General features: G+C 69.8%; 19 protein-coding genes. 13 read left to right on the forward strand and 6 right to left on the reverse strand.

What is annotated here, in order from left to right:
• Nucleotides 1-123 precede the first annotated feature (123 nt).
• On the reverse strand, nt 124-1620 hold the full coding sequence (locus ACSQ2H_RS04830) for a DEAD/DEAH box helicase (RefSeq protein ID WP_436060322.1): 1497 nt from the start codon (nt 1618-1620) through the stop codon (nt 124-126).
• Between the two features lie 256 nt (nt 1621-1876).
• On the opposite strand from ACSQ2H_RS04830, the gene ACSQ2H_RS04835 reads away from it, so the two are divergent.
• The 4 genes from ACSQ2H_RS04835 (at nt 1877) to ACSQ2H_RS04850 (ending at nt 4818) form a co-directional block, all read left to right on the forward strand.
• Complete coding sequence (locus tag ACSQ2H_RS04835; RefSeq protein WP_436060323.1) at nt 1877-2392, forward strand: NUDIX hydrolase; 516 nt, start codon at nt 1877-1879, stop codon at nt 2390-2392.
• A gap of 39 nt (nt 2393-2431) precedes the next feature.
• Nucleotides 2432-2842, forward strand: a complete 411-nt coding sequence (gene mutT, locus ACSQ2H_RS04840) for an 8-oxo-dGTP diphosphatase MutT (RefSeq protein WP_436060324.1) — start codon at nt 2432-2434, stop codon at nt 2840-2842.
• 241 nt (nt 2843-3083) lie between these two features.
• Nucleotides 3084-3959, forward strand: a complete 876-nt coding sequence (locus tag ACSQ2H_RS04845; protein WP_436060325.1) for a LysR substrate-binding domain-containing protein — start codon at nt 3084-3086, stop codon at nt 3957-3959.
• Entirely contained in the window at nt 3949-4818 is an 870-nt protein-coding gene (locus ACSQ2H_RS04850; protein ID WP_436060326.1) for a kinase, read from the forward strand. Before ACSQ2H_RS04845 ends, ACSQ2H_RS04850 begins: the two co-directional genes overlap by 11 nt.
• A gap of 54 nt (nt 4819-4872) precedes the next feature.
• Here the strand turns inward: ACSQ2H_RS04850 and ACSQ2H_RS04855 are convergent, their stop codons facing one another.
• Nucleotides 4873-5250: a DUF4168 domain-containing protein gene (locus ACSQ2H_RS04855; RefSeq protein ID WP_436060327.1), complete on the reverse strand. Its 378-nt coding sequence runs from the start codon at nt 5248-5250 to the stop codon at nt 4873-4875.
• Between the two features lie 161 nt (nt 5251-5411).
• Nucleotides 5412-6323 carry a methyltransferase domain-containing protein gene (locus ACSQ2H_RS04860; protein WP_436060328.1) on the reverse strand — a complete coding sequence of 304 codons (912 nt, stop codon included), beginning with the start codon at nt 6321-6323 and terminating at the stop codon, nt 5412-5414.
• Between ACSQ2H_RS04860 and ACSQ2H_RS04865 the strand changes: the two genes are divergently transcribed.
• The 5 genes from ACSQ2H_RS04865 (at nt 6322) to ACSQ2H_RS04885 (ending at nt 10246) form a co-directional block, all read left to right on the forward strand.
• Nucleotides 6322-7107 (forward strand): ComF family protein, encoded by a 786-nt coding sequence (locus ACSQ2H_RS04865; RefSeq protein ID WP_436060329.1) that lies wholly within the window; start codon nt 6322-6324, stop codon nt 7105-7107. The two genes, ACSQ2H_RS04860 and ACSQ2H_RS04865, sit on opposite strands and share 2 nt — an antisense overlap.
• A 34-nt stretch (nt 7108-7141) precedes the next feature.
• Nucleotides 7142-7399: a glutaredoxin 3 gene (gene grxC / locus ACSQ2H_RS04870; RefSeq protein ID WP_436060330.1), complete on the forward strand. Its 258-nt coding sequence runs from the start codon at nt 7142-7144 to the stop codon at nt 7397-7399.
• Nucleotides 7400-7491: 92 nt separating this feature from the next.
• Nucleotides 7492-8325: a carbon-nitrogen hydrolase family protein gene (locus ACSQ2H_RS04875; RefSeq protein ID WP_436060331.1), complete on the forward strand. Its 834-nt coding sequence runs from the start codon at nt 7492-7494 to the stop codon at nt 8323-8325.
• Nucleotides 8322-8753: a DUF1178 family protein gene (locus ACSQ2H_RS04880; RefSeq protein WP_436060332.1), complete on the forward strand. Its 432-nt coding sequence runs from the start codon at nt 8322-8324 to the stop codon at nt 8751-8753. Before ACSQ2H_RS04875 ends, ACSQ2H_RS04880 begins: the two co-directional genes overlap by 4 nt.
• An 83-nt stretch (nt 8754-8836) precedes the next feature.
• Complete coding sequence (locus ACSQ2H_RS04885) at nt 8837-10246, forward strand: M20/M25/M40 family metallo-hydrolase (protein WP_436060333.1); 1410 nt, start codon at nt 8837-8839, stop codon at nt 10244-10246.
• 123 nt (nt 10247-10369) lie between these two features.
• On the opposite strand, the gene ACSQ2H_RS04890 is transcribed toward ACSQ2H_RS04885, so the two are convergent.
• Nucleotides 10370-11656 carry an OmpP1/FadL family transporter gene (locus ACSQ2H_RS04890; protein WP_436060334.1) on the reverse strand — a complete coding sequence of 429 codons (1287 nt, stop codon included), beginning with the start codon at nt 11654-11656 and terminating at the stop codon, nt 10370-10372.
• A 153-nt stretch (nt 11657-11809) separates the two neighbouring features.
• Here ACSQ2H_RS04890 and ACSQ2H_RS04895 point away from each other — a divergent pair, with 153 nt between their 5' ends.
• Entirely contained in the window at nt 11810-14050 is a 2241-nt protein-coding gene (locus ACSQ2H_RS04895; RefSeq protein WP_436060335.1) for an arylsulfatase, read from the forward strand.
• Between the two features lie 153 nt (nt 14051-14203).
• Here ACSQ2H_RS04895 and ACSQ2H_RS04900 read toward each other — a convergent pair whose 3' ends face one another.
• The gene (locus tag ACSQ2H_RS04900) at nt 14204-14338 is read right to left on the reverse strand and encodes a hypothetical protein (RefSeq protein ID WP_436060336.1); all 135 of its coding nucleotides are present in this window, start codon (nt 14336-14338) and stop codon (nt 14204-14206) included.
• A 51-nt stretch (nt 14339-14389) separates the two neighbouring features.
• On the opposite strand from ACSQ2H_RS04900, the gene ACSQ2H_RS04905 reads away from it, so the two are divergent.
• The 3 genes from ACSQ2H_RS04905 (at nt 14390) to clpB (ending at nt 20723) form a co-directional block, all read left to right on the forward strand.
• Complete coding sequence (locus ACSQ2H_RS04905; RefSeq protein WP_436060337.1) at nt 14390-16036, forward strand: alpha/beta hydrolase family protein; 1647 nt, start codon at nt 14390-14392, stop codon at nt 16034-16036.
• 97 nt (nt 16037-16133) lie between these two features.
• Nucleotides 16134-18032 (forward strand): alpha/beta hydrolase family protein, encoded by a 1899-nt coding sequence (locus tag ACSQ2H_RS04910; protein WP_436060338.1) that lies wholly within the window; start codon nt 16134-16136, stop codon nt 18030-18032.
• 108 nt (nt 18033-18140) lie between these two features.
• Nucleotides 18141-20723 carry an ATP-dependent chaperone ClpB gene (gene clpB, locus ACSQ2H_RS04915; RefSeq protein ID WP_436060339.1) on the forward strand — a complete coding sequence of 861 codons (2583 nt, stop codon included), beginning with the start codon at nt 18141-18143 and terminating at the stop codon, nt 20721-20723.
• Nucleotides 20724-20780: 57 nt separating this feature from the next.
• Here the strand turns inward: clpB and ACSQ2H_RS04920 are convergent, their stop codons facing one another.
• Complete coding sequence (locus ACSQ2H_RS04920) at nt 20781-21317, reverse strand: hypothetical protein (protein ID WP_436060340.1); 537 nt, start codon at nt 21315-21317, stop codon at nt 20781-20783.
• Nucleotides 21318-21338 lie beyond the last annotated feature (21 nt).

Here is a 21338-nt window from a genome sequence, read left to right on the forward strand (position 1 = left end):
AGGTGGATCGCCGCAAAGCGGCGAGACGGAGGGGGACTGCTCTCAAAGCAGGGAAGCCAAAGTCCCCCTCAGTCAGCCGTTCGGCTGACAGCTCCCCCAGAGGGGGAGCATTTACTCAGCGGCTTAGTCGATCGGCGACCAGCGCTTCTCGGCGGCGGGCTTGGCGCCGCGCTTGGGACCCTTGAACTGCGACTGGTCGATCGGCGTGGTCGCGGCGCGTTCGCCGTGAGCGCGCTGGCCGCCGGCGCGGTGGTCGGTGTGGCGCTGGGGCTGGCCCTGGCGCTGTTCGCCGCCGCCCTGGCCCTGACGGCCGCCGCCGGCCGCCTTGGCCGGACGGTTGCGCTGCTTGCGCAGGCCCGGAGGCAGGTCGCTGCGGCCTTGCGGCTTGCGTCCGCCGCCGCCGTTGGCGCGGTCGGCGTTCTTGCGGCCGGCCTCGGCGCGCTCGGCGGCCACTTCCGGCATCGCCTGAGTCATGACGTGCAGACCGCGGTCGTTGCGGCGGTCGAAGGACGGGATGGTCTGGCGGGTGACCTTCTGGATGTCCTTCAGCAGGTTGCGCTCGTCGTCGGCGCAGAACGCCACGGCCGAGCCGTCGGCGCCGGCGCGAGCCGTGCGGCCGATCCGGTGGACGTAGGCTTCCGGCACGTTGGGCAGTTCGTACTGGATGACGTGGCTGACCGCGTCGATGTCGATGCCGCGGGCGGCGATGTCGGTGGCGACCAGGGCGCGGACTTCGCCGGCCTTGAAGGCGGCGAGGGCGCGCTCACGCTGGCCCTGGCTCTTGTCGCCGTGGATGGCGGCGGCTTCGACGCCGGCCGCCTCAAGCGACTTGGCCACGCGGTCGGCGCCGCGCTTGGTGCGGGTGAAGACGATGACGCGCTTGAAGTCGCGCTCGGCGAACATCTCGCAGAGCAGGGCGCGCTTGCGGGCGGTCTCGACGAAGATGACCTGCTGCTTGATGCGCTCGACCGTGGTGGCTTGCGGGGTCACCGAGACCTTGGTCGGGTTGGGGCGCAGCAGTTCGCTGGCCAGCTTCTCGATCTCGCTCGGCATGGTGGCCGAGAAGAACAGGTTCTGACGCACGCGCGGCAGGTGCTTCTGGATCTGCCGGATCGGCACGATGAAGCCCATGTCGAGCATCTGGTCGGCCTCGTCGAGGACGAACATCTCCACGCCCTGCAGCGTGATGGTCTTCTCTTGCAGGTGGTCGAGCAGGCGGCCCGGCGTGGCGACCAGGACGTCGACGCCCGGGGCCATGGCGCGCATCTGGCCGCCGTACTTCACGCCGCCGAAGATCACGGCGACGCTGAGGTTCATGTGCTTGCCGTAGGCCTTGAAGCTTTCGGCGATCTGAGTGGCCAGCTCGCGGGTCGGCGAGAGCACCAGGACGCGGCAGCCGCGGCGCGGCGCCGGCTTCTTGTCGGCGGCCAGGCGGTGGATGATCGGAAGGGCGAAGGCGGCGGTCTTGCCGGTGCCCGTCTGGGCGATCCCGAGCAGGTCCTTGCCGGCCAGCACGCCGGGGATCGCCTGGGCCTGGATCGGGGTCGGCTTCTCATAGCCCTCGTCGTTGAGGGCCTTGAGCAGCATCTTGTCGAGGCCGAGGTCGGTAAATTTGGTCAAACGAGTGTCTTTCACGGATGCGCCGAGCGCGGCCGCTCGCATGCTGCGAGGGTCGCGAAGGTCGCGGGTCATTTGTGGAAAGCCCCCGCGTGGCGGGGCGATCTATGCGATCTCTTCAGGGCGCTCGACAGCTGGGTCCGAGTTGCGGAACCATCACGCGGCTGGAGCGCCGATAGCGCCACGAATGTTGCGGCGCAGCAGGGATATGGCTGGCCGCGCGCCGAAAGTCAAGTTTTGCAAGGGATTGCCGACTCCGATGCTCGAGATGCCGGACGACCTGCCGCTGACCGAGCGCCATGCGGTGCGGGTGGTGGTGCGCGACTGCGAGGGCCGGATCCTGCTGTTCCACACCCGCGACGTGACCGAACCGGAGCAGGGCGAGTGGTGGGAGCTGCCTGGCGGCGGGATCGACGCGGGCGAAACCTATCTCGACGCGGCGCTGCGTGAACTGCGCGAGGAGACCGGCATCGTGGTTCGGGCCGAGCAGGTCGGACGCCCGTCGTGGCGGCGCACCGCCACCTTCCGCTATCGCCAGGCCCGGCGGCTGCAGCATGAGGTGGTCGTCGAGGTGAGGCTGGACGGGCGCGGCGCGGCGATCGACGAGACCGGGCGCCTCGACTACGAGCTGGAGGACTACACCGACTTCCGCTGGTGGACGCCGGCCGAGATCGAGGGCCACGACGGCCGCTTCTATCCGGGGCGGCTGCCGGCCTTGCTGGCGAGGTTCCTGGCCGGCGAGGACATCGACGAGCCCTTCGAGCTGTGGTCCTGAGCTCTTGCAATCGCGGGCGCATCCCGCGAGGAAGCAGGCATGTCCGACACCAAGCGCATGGTTCTCGTCGCCGCCGCGGCGCTCATCGACTCCGACGGCCGGGTGCTGATCTGCCAGCGCCCACCCGGCAAGCAGCTGGCCGGGCTGTGGGAGTTTCCGGGCGGCAAGGTCGAGCCGGGCGAGACCCCCGAGCAGTGCCTGATCCGCGAACTGGACGAGGAACTGGGCATCGTCGTCTCGCACGCCTGCCTGGCGCCGTTCGTGTTCGCGAGCCACACCTACGAGGACTTCCACCTGCTGATGCCGCTCTACCTCGTGCGGCGCTGGGAGGGCGTGGTCACCGCCAAGGAGCACTCGGGCATCGCCTGGGTGAAGCCGATGAAGCTGGGCGACTATCCGATGCCGCCGGCCGACGCGCCGCTGGTGGCCTGGCTGCGCGACCTGATCTGAAATGAAAAAGGCCCGCGGTGAGCTCGGATCACCGCGGGCCTCTCAGGGCCGGAGCTAGCTAGTCCCCGACCGTGTCGACGCAGGCTGTGCATCGGACCCCTCAAGGTTGAGCCCGAGTCCCGCCTCAACGCCAGCGCCATATCCCCGTTCGGCTAGGGCGAAACGTCGCACCTCAGGGGCGGCGAATTTCATAAGCGTCGAGCACGCTTGTTCGATGGCGCAGTAAGTTTAGCTTATCCCGATGCCGACCCTCCGACAGCTGCGCTACCTGACCGCCCTGGCCGACGAGCGCCACTTCGGGCGGGCGGCGGCGGCGTGCCACGTCAGCCAGCCGGCGCTGTCGATGCAGATCCGTGACCTGGAGGCCGAGCTCGACCTGGTGCTGGTCGAACGCGGCCGGAGCGCGAGCGTGCTGACGCCGGACGGCGCGGCGCTGGCCGAGCGGGCGCGGGCGCTGACCGCGGGGGTCAAGGACCTCGAGGACTTCGCGCGCGAGCGGCGCGGCGTCGGCTCCCGGCGGCTGGCGCTGGGGATGATCCCGTCGGTGGCGCCCTATCTGCTGCCGCGGGCCCTGCCCGTGCTGCAGGCGGTGCTGCCGGAACTGGAGCTGCAGGTTCGCGAGACCCAGACCGCGACCCTGCTGACCGAGCTGGCGGCGGGCGACCTGGACGCGGTGATCGCGGCCGCGCCGCTCGCGGCCGAGGGCATCGAGACCGTGGCGCTGTTCGAAGACCCGTTCCTGCTGGCCAGTCCCGCGGCCGCGCCGCTGGCGGCGGAGGACCCGCGGCGACTGCCGCCCGACCGGCTGCTGCTGCTGGAGGAGGGCCATTGCCTGCGCGACCAGGCGCTGGGGGCCTGCGAGCTCAGCGACTTGGCCACCTTCGGTGCGACCAGCCTGACGACGCTGCTGCAACTGGTGGCGCACGGGCAGGGGGTGACCCTGCTGCCGCAGATGGCGGCCCGGAACCTCGCCGATCCGCGCATCAGCCTGGCGCGGTTTCCCGATCCGGCCCCGCGGCGGACTATCGTCATGGCCTGGCGTACGGGCTCGGCGCGGCGTCGCCAGTTGAAGGACATCGCCGCGCGCCTGACGACGGAGGCCGCCGATGACGCCTGAGCCCTGGCTGACGCAGTTCATGGCGCAGGAGCGGCTGCCGGCCAGCTACGAGGCGGTGGTGCGCGACGTCGCCGTGCCGCTGGCGGATCGCATCGCCGCGGCCGCGCGGCCGGGCGGGATCGTGGTCGGCGTCTGCGGCCCGCAGGCCAGCGGCAAGTCGACCCTGACAGCGGTGCTGGCGCGGCTGTTGGAGCAGCGCGGCCTGAAGACGGCGGCGATCTCGCTGGACGATCTCTATCTGACGCGCGCCGAGCGGCAGGAGCTGGCGGGCCAGGTGCATCCGCTGCTGGCGGTGCGCGGGGTTCCGGGCACGCACGACGTAGCGCTGGGCGTGGAAATGCTGCGGGCGTTGCGCACGCCGGGGAACCACGAGCGGCCGGTGTTCGAGAAGGCCCGCGACGACCGCCGCGAGCACGGCGCGCCGTTCGAGGGCCCGGCCGACGTCGTGCTGTTCGAAGGCTGGTGCGTCGGGGCGCGGGCCCAACCGGCGGAGGCGCTGGCCGGGCCGGTCAATGCGCTGGAGGCGCAGCAGGACGCGGACGGCGCCTGGCGCAGGTTCGTGAACGCGGCGCTGGCCGGCCCCTACCAGCAGCTGTTCGGTAGCCTCGACCTGCTGGTGCTGCTGCAGGCGCCGAGCTTCGAGGTGGTGCTGGGCTGGCGGATCGAACAGGAGCGCAAGTTGCGCGAGCGGCTGGCGCGCGAAGGCGCCGACGCCAGCCGAGCGATGAGCGACGAAGAGGTCTCCGCCTTCATCGCCCACTACGAGCGGCTGACGGCCTGGATCCTGGCGGAGATGCCGGCGCGGGCCGATGTCGTGGTGGCTCTGGACGAGGCGCGGCGGCCGACGTTGCAGGCATGAAAAAGGCCGCCCCGGCGGACCGGAGCGGCCTTCGAAAGGCGTGAGCCTAAGGCCTTAGGCGGCCGGTTCGGCGTTCAGCACCGTGGTCAGACGCGCACGCAGGGCGGGGTCCTTCTGCACGGCGGCCGACATGTCGTTGTATTGTTGCGGCGACAGGCCGCTGGCCTGCACGGCCGCGCCCATCTTGCCGATCATTTCCTTCTGCACCTCGGCCTTGGTCGGGCCGTCGGCGCCGGCCATCTTCGGGGTGTACTCGCCGTTGATCTTCTGGATCTCGGTCATCGCCGAGCCGAAGGCCTTCAGGTCAGTGTCGGAGAAGCCGCCCGCGGCAGGCGCTTCGGCGGCGGGGGCGGCCGGAGCGGTCTGGGCTTGCACGGAAGTCGCGGCGACAGCGGCGCCGAGCAGGCCGGCGGCCAGGATAGCAATACGCATGTAGGGGGGTTCCTGTAGTCGTTTTGGGGTCGAGCCAGGAGCGAGGTTAAAGCGCCGACGTGGCCAAAAAGCGACCCGGCTTGGCCGTTCGGTCCGTGAAGATCTCGTGGCGCCCAGGTTTGACGCAGACAGCTGCGCGCCTGCGGGCGCCGGCAGCCGGGCTAGTCCTCGTCCCGCGGCAGCGGGTTTTCGACGACGCCGAGGGCGTCGGCCAGGCGCATCTTGGCCGAGCCGGGCTTCAGCGGCTTCTGCTGGCTGGGGTCGGGGGCCCAGCCGGTCAGGGTCAGGATCTCGAAGGTCGCGGGGACGCGGCCGTCTGGCTCGGCGAAGCGCTCGACATAGATCTCGAAGGCGCGGGCCAGGACCTGGCGCGTGAGGCGCTTGGGATGCCGCTCGGCCAGGACGCTGGTCTCGCCCATGGCGCGCAGGTCGGCGAGCAGCTTGAGCGGATGGGCGTAACGGACGGTGACGCGGTCGACGTCGGCGACCGGCAGGGCGAAGCCCGAGCGCTGCAGCAGGCCGGCGGCGTCGTAGGGGTCGGCGAAGGGCGAGACGCGGGGCCCGGCGCCGCCGGTGAGCTCGGCCTCGGCGGCCAGCAGGGACTGGCGAAGCTCGGTCAGGGTCGCGCCGCCTAGCAGCGAGCCGATGAACAGCCCGTCCGGCTTCAACGCCCGGCGGATCTGGATCAGGGCGCCGACCACGTCGTTGGTCCAGTGCAGGGCCAGGGTCGAGACCACGAGATCAAGGCTGCCGGCCGCGAAGGGCAGGCGCTCTTCGTCGGCGACCAGGCGAACGCCCTGGCGTCCGACCAGCATGCGCGGCGACAGGTCGGCCTCGACCAGGAAGCCGACCCGCTCGGCGGCGTCGCTCTGCGCCAGGGACCGGGCGAACCAGCCGTTGCGCGCGCCCAGATCGACGGCGCGCGGGAAGTCGCGCATGATCGCTTCGAGACGCACCACGGCGTCCTCGGCGGCACGGGCCTTGAGGAAGTCGGCGGCGGCGTAGCCGGGGGCGGCGCGGTCCAGGCGGGTGCGGTGCTGGTCGCGGTCGAAGATGCGGGGCGAGGCGGACATGGGCTTTCTAGATGGCGATGCGGACGCCCGGTGGAAACCCGGGCCGCGCGCGAAGGCCGCGGTTCGTACCGCGCTCGACCTGCTTTTCCCACCCCAATCGCTCGATGGCGGCGCGCCGGCGATGAGCGGCGGTCTGAGCGCCGCGGCCTGGAGCGCCATCCCGTTCATCGACGGGCCGCTGTGCGACGGCTGCGGCCTGCCGTTCGAGTACGACCTGGGGCCCGGCGTACGCTGCCCCGACTGCTCGGCGCGGCCGCGGGCGTTCGCGCGGGCCAGGGCCGCCTGCCTCTATGACGAGACCTCGCGCGGACCGATCCTGCAGCTCAAGCACGCCGACCGCACTGACCTGGCGCCGCTGATGGCCCGCTGGATCAGCCGCTCGGCCCGCGAGCTGCTGGACGAGGCTGACGCCCTGGTTCCCGTGCCGCTGCACCGCTCGCGGCTGCTGGGGCGCCGCTACAACCAGGCTGCCGAGATCGCCCGGCCGCTGAGCCGGCTGTCGGGCGTCGCCTATCTGCCCGACACGCTGGCGCGGGTGCGCGCCACCGCGCCCCAGGGCGGCAAGTCGGGGAGCGGGCGGCGGCGCAACGTCGCCGCGGCCTTCGCCGTGCCGCCGGCGCGGGCCCGGCGGGTGGCCGGCAAGACCATCCTGCTGATCGACGACGTGATGACCACCGGCGCCACTTTGGAAGGCTGCGCGCGGGCCTTGCTGGCGGCGGGCGCGCTGCGCGTGAATGCCGCAGTGGTGGCGAGGGTTAAAGAAAGCTCAAGTCGATCCATATAGAACCGAAACCGTCGCAACCCGTTTCAGTTGAGCCATGGCCGAAGTCACCATCTATACGAAGCCGTATTGCCCCTACTGCATCCGCGCGGTGTCGCTGCTGGAGAAGAAGGGCGTGGAGTTCCAGGAGATCGAAGCGTCGTTCGATCCCGACAAGCGCCAGGAGATGATCCAGCGCGCCAACGGCCGGGCGACCTTCCCGCAGATCTTCATCGGCGATCAGCACATCGGCGGCTGCGACGACATGATGGCGTTGGAATACGACGGCAAGCTGGACGCCCTGCTCGCCGCCTAGGCTTGATCTTTCCGCTCACTCCCGCGAAAGCGGGAGCCTAAGCTGAGCATGGGCTTGGATCCCCGCCTGGGCGGGGATGAGTGGAGTACTTGATGACCCTGCGCGTCGGCCTGATCCAGACGAGAACCCCCGCCAGCCACGAAGCCGCCCTGGCGCACGTGGCGCCGCTGATCCGTCAGGCGGCTGCGGACGGCGCGAGCTTCATCGCCACGCCCGAGGGGACCAACATCCTACAGAAGGACAAGGCCGCGCTGCTGCCGCAGCTGACCTTGCTTGAGGACGATCCCGTAGTTCGCGGCCTGCAGGCGCTGGCGGCCGAGCTCTCCGTCACCATCCTGATCGGCTCGGCGCTGGTGAAGCGCGCCGACGGCAAGGCCGCCAACCGCGCGGCCCTGATCACGCCGCAGGGCGAGATCGCCGCCACCTACGACAAGCTGCACATGTTCGACGTCGATCTGCCGACCGGCGAGACCGCGCGCGAGAGCGAGACCTACGAGCCCGGCGAACTGGCGGTGGCGGCGCGGGCCGGCGAGCTGAAGCTTGGCCTCACCATCTGCTACGACGTGCGCTTTCCGGCGCTCTACCGCGCCCTGGCCCTGGCCGGCGCCGAGGTGATCGTGACGCCGGCGGCGTTCACGCGTCCGACCGGCGAGGCGCACTGGGAGACGCTGCTGCGCGCCCGCGCCATCGAAACCGGCAGCTTCGTGCTGGCCCCGGCGCAGGGCGGATTCCACGAGGACGGCCGCGGCACCTGGGGCCGGACCCTGGCCATCGGCCCGTGGGGCGAGGTGATCGGCAAGGTCGATCACGACGAGCCGGGGGTGCTGGTCGCCGACCTCGACCTGGGCGCCGTCGCCAAGGCGCGCGCGGCGATCCCAGCCCTGCCCAATGCGCGAAGCTTCGCGGCGCCTATATCCATCGCATGATCCGCTATGCGCTCATCTGCGAGCACGCCCACGAATTCGAGGGCTGGTTCGCTTCGTCCGGCGACTACGACGACCAGTCGGCGCGGGGCCTGGTCTCCTGCCCGGTCTGCGAGACCACGGCCGTGGACAAGCAGATCATGGCCCCGTCGGTGGCGGGCACGAAGAAGTCCCAGGCCGCCGACCTGCCGCCGCAGGTGCGCTCGATGGTGATGGAGGCGATGGGCAAGGTCCGCGCCCACGTCGAGGAGAACTTCGACTATGTCGGCGACGCCTTCGCCGGCGAGGCCCGCGCCATCCACGAAGGCCGGTCCGAGGATCGCGGCATCTACGGCGAGGCCAGCCCCACCGAGATCAAGGCGCTGAAGGAGGACGGCATCCAGATCGCGCCGCTGCCGCCGGCCGCGCCGAAGAAGTCGGACGTGAACTAAATCCCCCGGTTGTTGTGGGCGGCTCGGCCATTGCCCGCGCGGCTGACGCCCCATAGGCTCCCGCCAGTTCATGGGGAGCGTCAATGATCCGTACCTTCACCGCCGCCGCCTTGGCGGCCGCCGCCGTCGCCTCGCCTGCGATGGCGCAGAGCCCGCGTCCTGACCAGCTGGCGTTCCGCGACCTCTACAAAGAGCTGATCGAGATCAACACCACCCTGTCGGTCGGCAGCTGCACCGCGGCGTCCGAGGCGATGGCCGCGCGGCTGAAGAGCGCCGGGTTCGCCGACGAGGACCTGAAGATCATCGTCTCGCCGGACCGGCCCAAGGACGGCAACCTGGTGGCGACGCTGAAGGGGACCGACGCCAAGGCCAAGCCGATCCTGCTGCTGGCCCACATCGACGTGGTCGAGGCCAATCGCGACGACTGGGAGCGCGACCCGTTCAAGCTGGTCGAGGAGAACGGCTTCTTCTACGCCCGCGGCGCGGCCGACGACAAAGCCCAGGCTGCGGTCTGGGTCGACGCCCTGGCCCGCTACAAGACCGAGGGCTTCAAGCCCAAGCGCACGATCCGCATGGCGCTGACCTGCGGCGAGGAGACGCCCGACACCTTCAACGGCGTCCAGTACCTGATCAAGAACCACCGCGAGTTGATGGACGCCGCCTTCGTGCTCAACGAGGGCGCGGGCGGGCGGCTGGACGCCCAGGGCCAGCGGGTCTCGCTCGGCGTCCAGGCCGGCGAGAAGGTCTATCAGGACTACACCCTGGAAGTGACCAATCCGGGCGGCCACTCCTCGGCACCGGTACGCGACAACGCCATCTACCACCTGTCGCAGGGGCTGGCGCGGCTGGGCGAGTACGACTTCCCGGTGAAGCTGAACGACGCGGTGCGCGGCAACTTCGTGCAGATGGCCAAGATCGAGGGCGGCCCGATGGGCGAGGCGATGGCCGCCGTCGCCAAGGATCCGTCCAACGCCGCGGCCGTGGCGGCGGTGGCGCGCGATCCGGGCCGCAACTCGATGATGCGGACCACATGCGTGGCGACGATGGTCAACGCCGGCCATGCGCCCAACGCCCTGCCGCAGCGGGCGCGGGCCAACGTCAACTGCCGGATCCTGCCGGGCGAGGGCGTCGAGGCGACGCGCGAGGCGCTGGTCAAGGTGCTGGCCGATCCGGCGATCAAGGTGACGACGGTCGGCGAGCCGAGCCCGGTCACCCCGCCGCCGGTGCTGAACAAGCAGATCATGGGCCCGGTCGAAACCGTCTCGGCCAAGCTGTGGCCTGGCGTGCCGATCGTGCCGGTGATGGCGACGGGCGCCACCGACGGCCGTTTCCTGAACGCGGTCGGCGTGCCGACCTATGGCCTGACGGGGATGTTCAGCGAGCCGAGCGGCAATGGCGCCCATGGCCTGAACGAGAAGATGCGGGTGCGCTCGCTCTATGAGGGCCGCGACTTCCTCTACGAGGTGGTGAAGCTCTACGCGAACCAGAAGTAGGGCGACCGCGCACCCCGGCGAAAGCCGGGGCCCAAGCGGCGCTTCAGCCTGGCTGGAGCGCCGCTTCTGCGTTGTGCGAGGCCGCTTGGGTCCCGGCTTTCGCCGGGATGAGCGGATGTGGGACTAGAACGTCTTGCGCAGGCCCAGCGACAGCACGTAGCCGGCGCCTTCGACCTCGCCGCGCAGGCGCGTCGTGGTCGCTGCGGGCGTGCCCTCGTAGAACACCGTGTCGTGGTGGACGTCGGAGTTGGCGAAGTCGATGTAGGCGAAGGCCGCGTCGACCTTGAGGCCGGACATCACGTCCGCCGTCGCCCCGACCCCATAGAGCCAGCGGTCGCCGTCCGGCACCCGGGCGGTGCGGGCCTCGTCCGGGGTCGGGGTCGGGTCGTACTGCACGCCGGCGCGCAGGGTCAGCTTGTCGTTGACCGCATAGTCGAGGCCGACGCCGCCGGTCGTCACGTCCTCGTAGCCCTGGAACAGGTTTTCGCCGCCGCCGGCGAACTTCACGTCGATCGACTCGAACTCGCCCCAGCCGATGCGCTGGACCTGGGCGTTGAGCGCGAGCTTGTCGGTGGCCTGCCAGCGCGCGCCGAGGGTGGCGATCCACGGGGTGGTGAAGGCGGCCGAGCCGCCGACCTCGCGATTGACCGGGGCAAGCGGGCCGACCAGTCCGCCGACCAGCACGTTGCCGTCGAGGTCATGCTCGATCTTCGAGCGGTAGCTGGCGCCGACCGTCACCGGCCCGAAATAGGCCTGGGCGCCCACGGTCCAGCCGAAGTCCCAGCCGTCGCCGCTGAGCTGCGAAATCCCGTCGGCGAGCAGCGGCGAGAGGTTCGGATAGGCGGTCTGCAGCTTGGCGTCGGTGTACTGGGCGCTCACCCCGACCCCGAGATCGAGCCACTCGGTGGCCTTCATCGCCCCGGTCAGCTGGATGTCGGCGGTGGTTAGGCGGGAGGTCAGGGCGTCGTACCGCGCCCAGGACGTCTTGCGGTACTCGGTGGTGAAGTTGAAGGGTGCGGCCACCGACAGGCCAAGCGCAAAGCGGTCGCCGATCGGTGTGGCGATGGCGAAATTGGGGGCGGCGCCGTCCTGAATCGGGTTGAAGGCGCGCGGCTCGCCCTGGATCGGGATGGTCAGTCCGTTCGGATAGGTGATGGTCGAGCCTTCGTTCCGGACGGTGGCGTCGACGAACACGGCATGTACGCCGACATAGGCCTCCCGCTCCGAGCGCGCGATGGCGGCCGGGTTCCACCACAGCGAGGCGACGCCCTGGTCGGCGACCTCGCCGGAGTAGGCGCGGCCCGCGCCCTTCACCGACTGTTCCTGCAGGTAGTAGCCGCCGGCATGGGCCTGGGTGGACAGGAGGGCGATGGCGGCCGTGGTCGCCGCCAGGAGGGTCAGCCGGGTCATGGGAGGTGCTCGTCTTCCGGGGGAGGATCCGCGCGCGGATCGGTTGTCCCCCAAACCCGGTGAGCCCGTCGCCGGTTGCAGAACGGCGATCAACCGCTTGCCAAACCGTGGCCCAGGAGCCACATTTAGATAAATTGGCATGGAGCCTGTCATATGTCTGGATCGCATGACGCGGCGAAGGTCGGCCGCACCCTGGCGGACTCCGTCCCCTATTGGCCGCCCAAGACGAAGCCGCCGGCCGGCTCGCCGAACATCCTGGTGGTGCTGTTCGACGACGTCGGATTTTCCGACTTCGGCTGCTACGGCTCGCCGATCAAGACTCCGACCATCGACAAGCTGGCGGCCGAGGGGCTGCGCTTCACCGGCTTCCACACCACAGCGATGTGCTCGACGACGCGCGCGGCGCTGCTGACCGGGCGCAACCACCACTCGGTGGGAATGGGCTGTTTGGCGAATTTCGACAGCGGCTTCCCCGGCTATCGCGGCAAGATCGCCCGGGAAGCGGGGACCCTGCCGGAGATCCTGCGCGGCCAGGGCTATGGGACCTACATGGTCGGCAAGTGGCACGCGACGCCGGTCAACCAGACGGGTGCGGCAGGGCCGTTTGACGGCTGGCCGCTGGGGCGCGGCTTCAACCGCTTCTACGGCTTCATGGACGCCGAGACCGATCAGTTCTCGCCCGAGCTGGTGCGCGACAACACCCCGGTCGAAGCGCCGGCCGGTTATCGCGAGGGCTATCACCTGACCGAGGACCTGGTCGACGAGAGCATCCGCTTCGTCGCCGACCACATCGCCGACGCCCCCGACCAGCCGTGGCTGCTGTGGCTGGCGCTGGGCGCCTGCCATGCGCCGCACCAGGCGCCGATGGACATCATCCGCAGCTATGACGAGGTGTTCGAAGCCGGCTGGGACGTCGAGCGCGAACGCCGGCTGGAACGCCAGAAGGCGATGGGGATCGTGCCGGCCGACACGCAGCTGCCGCCGCGCAACGACGGAGTGAAGGCCTGGGCCGACCATTCGCCGGACGAGCAGAAGGTTTTCACCCGCCTGCAGAGCGCCTTCGCCGGGATGCTGGACCATGCCGACCGCCACCTGGCGCGGCTGGTCGATTTCCTCGAACAGGCCGGCGTGAAGGACGACACCCTGATCCTGGTGCTGTCGGACAACGGCGCCAGCCAGGAAGGCGGGCCGCTGGGCTTCGTCAACGCCATGGGCCCCTACAACATGAAGTTCGAGCCGATGCCGGAGAAGCTGGCGCGGATCGAGGACATCGGCGGTCCCGACAGCCATTCGAACTTCCCGTTCGGCTGGGCCCAGGCCTCGAACACGCCTCTGCGCCGCTACAAGCAGAACACCCACGGCGGCGGCATCCGCGACCCGCTGGTGATCAGCTGGACGAACGGGATCGCCGCGCGCGGCGAGACCCGCGGCCAGTTCGCGCACGCCAGCGACCTGACCCCGACCTTGCTGGAGTTGCTGGGGATGAGCTCGCCGGAAGCCATCGCCGGGGTCGCGCAGATGCCGATGGAGGGCGAGAGCTTCGCCGCCTCGCTGGCCGATCCCAACGCGCCGGCCAAGACCTCGCCGCAGTACTTCGAGATGTTCGGCCACCGCGGGCTCTGGAAGGACGGCTGGAAGGCGGTGGCGTTCCACCCGCCGGGCGCGCCCTTCGACAAGGACGTCTGGGAGCTCTACCAGCTCGACGCCGACTTCTCGGAGACCAAGGACCTGGCGCAGGCCGAGCCGGAGCGGCTGGAGGCGCTGATCGACGAGTGGTGGGCCCAGGCCGAGCGCTGCAACGTGCTGCCGCTGGACGACCGCTTCGGCCCGCGCTTCGCCGAGAACGCCTTGCGCCACCAGGGCGCGCGCAAGCAGTTCGTGTTCCACAAGGGCATGGGCCACGTGCCCAGCGATTGCGCTCCTGACGTGCGCTCGCGCTCGTACTTCATCGAGGCCGACGTGACCCTCGACGCGGGGGACGAGGGGGTGTTGATCGCGCATGGCGACGCCACCAGCGGCTATTCGCTGTTCGTCCGCGACGGGCGGCTGCATCACACGCTGAACGTGGGAGGCCTTCGCACCACGGTGAGTTCGCAGGCGCCGGTCGAGCCGGGACGCCGGCGGCTGGGCGTGCAGTGCGTGCAGGGCGACGGGCGGCGGTTCATCCTCAGCATCGACGGCCAGCCGGCCGGCGAAGTCGCCACCCATCTGGGCTTCATGACCCTGATCTCATGGTCGGGCCTGGATATCGGCCGCGACCGCGGCAGCGCGGTCGGCGAATATGCCGAGCCGTTCAAGTTCACCGGCGCCCTGCGCACGGTGACGGTGACCATGGACGCCGACCAGGCCCTGGACGGCGACGCCGTCGCGATTGCGGAACTGGCGCGCCAGTAGATTGCGCCGCCCAACTCCGGGTTGCGGAAACGCCGCCCCTCGGCCACTGTCACGGTGATCCGGGGGGAGGAACTACGTGTTTATCAGAGTGATGGCGCTCGCCGCCGCGTTGCTGGCGTCGGCGTCCGTGGCGTTGGCGGCGCCGCTTGAGGCCTATGGCAAGCTGCCGAGCATCGAGGCGGCGGCGATGTCGCCCGACGGCGAGCGTTTCGCCGTCATCCTGACGACGGCGAGGATCGTCAGATCGTCGTCAAGGAGATCGCCACCGGAACAGCCAGCGTCATCCATGCGGGCGCGGCGAAGGTCCGCGACCTTGATTGGGCCAGCCCGCAGCACCTGTTGATCACCGCCAGCGTCACCGCGACCATCGCCAATGTGATCGCGCCGCGCCAGGAGTACACGACCGTCGTGCTCTACGACGTGGCGGCGAACCGGCAGACCCGGTTGATGCACGACGCTCAGAACAGCCTCAACATCGTGCTCGGCACGCCGTTCCGGCGGATGGTCGACGGCAAGCCGGTGGCCTTCGTGCAGGGCGTCAGGTTCGACAGCACCGGCCGCGGACGGGTGGCCCTCTATCGCATCGACCTCAAGAGCGGCGCCTCAAAGGTGGTCCACGAGGCCTTCCCGAACACCGAAGAGTGGCTGGTCGGCGGGGACGGTCAGCCGGCGGCGGCGTCGGTGTTCGATCACACCACCGGAATCTGGACGCTGAAGGTCAAGGTCTCGGGCGGCTGGAAGGACGCCATGCGTTCGGAAGGCTACCTTGATCGGCCGAGCCTGGCCGGCCTGGGCCGGGACGGACGTTCGATCCTATTGTTCGACGAGGTGGACGACGAACGGGTGCTGCGCGAGCTCAATGCCGACGGCACCTTTGGTGAACCCATGTCGACCCAGGGCGGCGATCAACTGCTGTTCGACCCGGACGGGCATAATCTGATCGGATCGCGGGCGTTGATCGGCGACGAGTTCCGCTACGACTTCTTCAGTCCGCAGGACCAGAGGATCTGGCGCTCGATCGAGGTGGCCTATCGCGGCCAGCACGTGCAACTGCTCTCGTGGTCCAACAATCGCGATCGGATGATCATCCGGGTGGACTCTCCGACCGAAGGGGCTGGGATCGCCTATGTCGACTGGAAGACCAAGCGCGCCGACTGGATCGGATCAGTCTACCGCGGGCTGAAGGAAGCCGACATTGCTCAGGTGAAACCGGTGCGGTTCAAGGCCGCCGACGGCCTCGACCTGAGCGGCTACCTGACCCTGCCGCGCGGTCGCGAGGCCAAGAAGTTGCCGCTGGTCGTACTGGCCCACGGCGGGCCGGCGGCGCGCGACACGCCGACCTTTGATTGGTGGTCCCAGGCCCTGGCCTCGCGCGGCTATGCGGTGCTGCAAGTGAACTTCCGCGGCTCAGCCGGGTTCGGGGGCGAGTTCCTGCAGGCCGGATACGGCCAGTGGGGCCGGAAGATGCAGACCGACCTCTCGGACGGCGTGCGGCACCTAGCCGGGCAGGGGATCGTCGATCCAGCGCGGGTCTGCATCGTTGGGGCGAGCTATGGCGGATACGCCGCCCTGGCCGGAGCGACGCTCGATCGCGGGGTCTATCGCTGTGCGGCTTCGGTGGCGGGCGTGTCTGACCTGCGCCGGATGGTTGGCTGGTCGAAGACCAACAAGGGACGGACGGCGCAAAAGTACTGGATCCGCTTCATGGGGGCGGATGATCCGAACGACCCGGTGCTGCGTGAACTGTCGCCGTCCGAGAAGGTCGACGGGGTGATGACGCCGATCCTGCTCGTCCACGGTCGCGACGACACGGTGGTGCCGCTGGAGCAAAGCAACATCATGCAGCGGGCGCTCGAAAGAGCGGGCAATCCCGCCGAACTGGTGGTGATGAGCGGCGAGGACCACTGGCTGTCTCGGGGAGAAACCCGCCTGCGGATGCTCAACGCGGTGACGACCTTCCTGGAAAAGAACAACCCGCCGAGCTGACGGCGCTGTCGCGACAGTAGATTGCGGACCCCAACTCCGAGTTGCGCGACGGCCTTGGCTCGGCCAAGGTCTTCGTGATCCGGGGAGGACTACCATCGTGCTTATCAGGGTGATTGCGCTGGCCGCGGCGCTGCTTTCGGTCGCGCCGGTTGCTGAGGCCGCGCCGCTTGAGGCCTATGGCCGGCTGCCGGCCATCGAGGCGGCCGCGCTTGCGCCGGACGGCAAGCACTTCGCGTTGGTGACCACGGAAGGCGACGAGCATCGGATCCTGATCAAGAACGTGGAGACCGGCCAGGCGGAGGTCATGGCCGCGGGCCGGGCGAAGGCGCCGGGAGTCATCTGGGCCGGGCCCCGCTACCTGCTGATCACAACCAACCGCACGGCGGAGGTCGTCGGCGTGCTCGCGCCCGGCGCCGAATACACGACCATCAGCGTCTTCGATGTCGTGCGCCGCAAGGGATCACCCTTGCTCATCGACTCGACCACGGGCTTGAACGTCACCGTGGGCGGCCCGCAAGTCCGCAAGGTCGGCGGCGAGGTGCAGGTTTTCGTCAAGGGCGCGCGGTTCGACAAGCTGGGGCAGTCGCGGCTGGCCCTGTTTCGGGTCGACCCGGAGACGCGGCGTTCCACCGTGCTGCACGCCGGGTTTCCGAACACCGTGGACTGGCTCGTCGGCGCCGACGGTCAGCCGCTGGCCGAGACCGGATACGACGCCGCCAAGGGCCAGTGGACCATGAAGCTGAACGGGCCCGCTGGATGGCGGGACGTGAAGTCAATGACCTCCTTCGCCGAGACGCCGGTCCTGATGGGACTGGGACGCGACGGGGTTTCCGCCCTGGTGGAAGAGGATATCGACGGCAAGCCGATGCTGCGGGAGATCGCCCCCGACGCCGCTGGTTGGCCCGAGCCGTTCGCCGACGTCAGCGGGCGCGACATCGTGCTGGATCCGATGGGCGTTCACATGACCGGCGTGAGCTATCTGGAGGGCGATCAGCGGCGCTACGACTTCCGCAGCGCCGACGACCAGAAGCTCTGGCGCTCGGTGCAGGCCGCTTATCCCGGGCAACTGGTCGATCTCGTCTCGTGGTCGGACAACCGCAACCGCCTGATCGTCAGCGTGGACTCGCCGGTCGAGGGGCCGGCTCTGGCCTATGTCGACTGGACCACGAAGAAGGCTGACTGGATCGGACCCTACTATCCCGAGCTGACCACGGCCGACATCGCGACGGTGAAGCCGGTTCGCTTCAAGGCCGCCGACGGTCTCGAACTCTCGGGCTACCTGACCCTGCCGAAGGGCCGCGAGGCCAAGGGCCTGCCGCTGGTCGTGCTGGCGCATGGCGGGCCGGCCGCGCGCGATGCGCCGGGCTTCGACTGGTGGGCCCAGGCGCTGGCCTCGCGCGGCTATGCCGTGCTGCAGGTGAACTTCCGCGGCTCGGCGGGCTTCGGTCGCGAGTTCCTGGAGGCCGGGTTCGGCGAGTGGGGCCGCAAGATGCAGACCGACCTCTCGGACGGGGTTCGCCACTTGGCCGCAGAGGGAACCATCGACGCCCGCCGCGTCTGCGTGGTCGGCGCCAGCTATGGCGGCTATGCGGCGCTGGCCGGGGCCACGCTCGACCGCGGCGTCTATCGCTGCGCAGCCTCGGTGGCGGGCGTTTCCGACCTGCGCCGGATGCTGACCTCGGCCGGGGGCCAGGAGCGCTACTGGATGCGGTTCCTCGGCGCCGATGGTCCCAACGACCGCAAGCTGATCACGCTCTCGCCAGCGTTCAACGTCGAGGGCGTCAAGACGCCGGTCCTGCTGGTGCACGGCCGCGACGACAAGGTGGTTTCGGCCGACCAGAGCTACGTGATGGCCGAGGCCCTCAAGGCGGCCGGCGCCCCCGCCGAGCTGGTGGTGCTGGACGGCGAGGACCACTGGCTGTCTGGGGGCGACACCCGATTGCGGATGCTCAATGCGCTGACGATGTTCCTGGAGAAGAACAACCCGCCGAGCTGATTTCGGGGTGGTCCCGGTTGTGTGGCGAAATCGCCACACTACATCCCGTCGAGGCGCGGCCGTGCTTGATGAAGGCGGTCGCGTCAATCCGCCTATCGAGGGGAACACATGAACATCGACCTCTACTCCGACCGCGCCAAGCAGGCGATCCAGTCGGCCCAGAGCCTGGCGCTGGCGCGCCGCCATCAACAACTCGCGCCCGAGCACCTGCTGAAGGTGTTGCTTGAAGAAAAGGACGGTTTGAGCCGCGCGCTGATCCAGAGCGCCGGCGGACGTCCCGACGCGGCCGACAAGGCCGCCGACGACCTGCTGGCCAAGCGGCCGAAGGTCGAGGGCGGTTCGGGCCAGCTCTACATGTCGCCCGAGACCGCGCGGATCTTCGCCGAGGCCGAGGCCGGGGCGAAGGCCGGCGGCGACGCTTTCGTCACCACCGAGCGGCTGCTGATCGCCATCGCCAAGGAAGGCGGCGACGCGGCCAGGGCCCTGAAGGACGCCGGGGCCAACGCCTCTGCGCTGGAAGAGGCCGCCAAGGCCATGCGCAAGGGCAAGACCGCCGACAGCGCCTCGGCCGAGGAAGGCTATGACGCGCTCAAGCGCTATGCCCGCGACCTGACCCAGGCCGCGCGCGACGGCAAGCTCGACCCGGTGATCGGCCGCGACGAGGAGATCCGCCGCACGATCCAGGTGCTGAGCCGCCGGACCAAGAACAATCCCGTGCTGATCGGCGAACCCGGCGTCGGCAAGACCGCCATCGTCGAAGGCCTGGCCCTGCGCATCGTCAACGGCGACGTGCCGGAAAGCCTGAAGGACAAGCAGTTGCACGCCCTGGACATGGGCTCGCTGATCGCCGGCGCGAAGTATCGCGGCGAGTTCGAGGAGCGGCTGAAGGCCGTGCTCGGCGAGGTCACCGCGGCCGAAGGTTCGATCGTGCTGTTCATCGACGAGATGCACACCCTGGTCGGCGCCGGGAAGACCGATGGGGCGATGGACGCCTCGAACCTGCTCAAGCCGGCCCTGGCGCGCGGCGAGCTGCACTGCGTCGGCGCGACCACGCTCGACGAGTACCGCAAGCACGTCGAGAAGGACGCCGCCCTGGCGCGCCGGTTCCAGCCGGTGTTCGTCAGCGAGCCGACCGTCGAGGACACGGTCTCGATCCTGCGCGGCCTGAAGGAGAAGTACGAGGTGCACCACGGGGTGCGCATCTCCGACAGCGCCATCGTGGCCGCCGCGACCCTGTCGAACCGCTACATCACCGACCGCTTCCTGCCCGACAAGGCCATCGACCTGGTGGACGAGGCGGCCAGCCGCGTGCGGATGGCGGTCGACTCAAAGCCCGAGGAGCTGGACGAGATCGACCGGCGCGTCGTGCAGCTGAAGATCGAGCGCGAGGCCCTGTCGAAGGAGCCGGACGCCGCCTCGCAGGCGCGGCTGGAAAAGCTGGAAGACGAGCTCGACGACCTGGAAGGCCGCTCGGCCGAGATGACCGCGCGCTGGAAGTCGGAGAAGGACAAGGTGTCGTCGGCCGCCCAGGCCCGCGAGGCGCTGGACCGGCTGCGCGCCGAACTGGTCGCGGCCCAGCGCCGGGGCGACCTGCAGCGCGCCTCGGAGATCGCCTATGGCGAGATCCCGGCCCTGGAGCGCCGCCTCGAGCAGGAGGAGGCGGCCGCGGCCGAGAATCCGATCAGCCCCGAGGTCGTCGACGCCGAGCAGATCGCCGCGGTGGTCAGCCGCTGGACCGGCATCCCGGTCGACAAGATGCTGGAAGGCGAGCGCGAAAAGCTGCTGAAGATGGAGGACGCCCTGCGCGGCCGGGTGGTCGGGCAGGAGGAGGCGCTGGTCGCCGTCTCCGACGCCGTCCGCCGCGCGCGGGCCGGCCTGCAGGACCCCCACCGGCCGATCGGCTCGTTCCTGTTCCTCGGCCCCACCGGGGTCGGCAAGACCGAGCTGACCAAGGCCCTGGCCGAGTTCATGTTCGACGACGAGAGCGCGATCACCCGCCTCGATATGTCTGAATACATGGAGAAACACTCGGTCAGCCGGATGATCGGCGCGCCTCCCGGCTATGTCGGCTACGACGAGGGCGGGGCGCTGACCGAAGCCGTGCGGCGCCGGCCCTATCAGGTCGTGTTGTTCGACGAGGTCGAGAAGGCGCACCCGGACGTGTTCAACGTGCTGCTGCAGGTGCTGGACGACGGTCGCCTGACCGACGGCCAGGGCCGCACGGTCGACTTCCGCAACACCATCCTGATCATGACCTCGAACCTCGGCTCCGAGTTCCTCGCCAACCAAGCCGAGGGCGAGGACGTCGAGGAAGCGCGGCCGCTGGTCATGGAGGTCGTCCGCCGCCACTTCCGGCCCGAGTTCCTGAACCGGATCGACGAGATCATCCTCTTCAAGCGGCTGGGCCGCGGGGAGATGGACAACATCGTCGCCATCCAGCTGCAGCGGGTCGAGAAGCTGCTGGCCGACCGGCGCATGTCGATCGCCCTGGACGCCGCGGCCATGCACTGGCTGGCCGACAAGGGCTACGACCCGGTCTATGGCGCGCGCCCGTTGAAGCGGGTGATCCAGAAGGAGCTGGTCGATCCGATCGCCCGCAAGCTGCTCGCGGGCGACCTGGAGGACGGCGCAGTGATCCAGGTCGGGGCCGACGCCGACGGCCTGGAGATCGGCAAGGCCAAGGTCCACTAACGACAACGCCCCGGAGAGCGATCTCCGGGGCGCTTTTGTTTGGGACTGCGAAGGCGTCTAGAGCTCGACCTTCACCGCACGGCCGCCGCGGATCTCAACGCGGCGCATGACGGCGATGTCCGGGCCAGGGCCGCTGACCGGCTTGGCGACCGTGATCACGTACCAGGCGCCGTTGGCCAGCCCAGAGAAGCTGAACGTGCTGTTGGCGTCGCAGACCGCGCGCTTGACGAAAGCCGAGTAGTCGCCGCTGGGCGCCGAAGGCGTGCGGGCGCGGACTTCGTCGGCCGGCAGGGCGGCGCGCTCTGCGGAGGTGTAGAGGATCGCCATCCGGCGGCGGGTCCACGGCGTCTCCGGCGTCAGCACAACCCCGGCGCCGGTGCAGGAATAGCGGGTCTGGCCGGCCTTGTAGGTCAAGCGGCCGTCGACGCGGCCCGAGCCAGGCACGGCCGACCACGAGAAGTCCTCGGCGCGGAAGGCGCCGGCCGTGGCGGGGCCGCCGCCGGGCGGCGGAGGCGGGGGCGGGCCCAGGGTCGGAGCGCAGGCGGCGACGAGCAGAAGGGCGGCGGAGGCGGAGAGCAGGCGGATGCGTGACATGGCGCGCGCACATTACGCACC

The sequence above is a fragment of the Phenylobacterium sp. LjRoot97 genome, assembly GCF_964254345.1.
Lineage (GTDB): Bacteria > Pseudomonadota > Alphaproteobacteria > Caulobacterales > Caulobacteraceae > Phenylobacterium.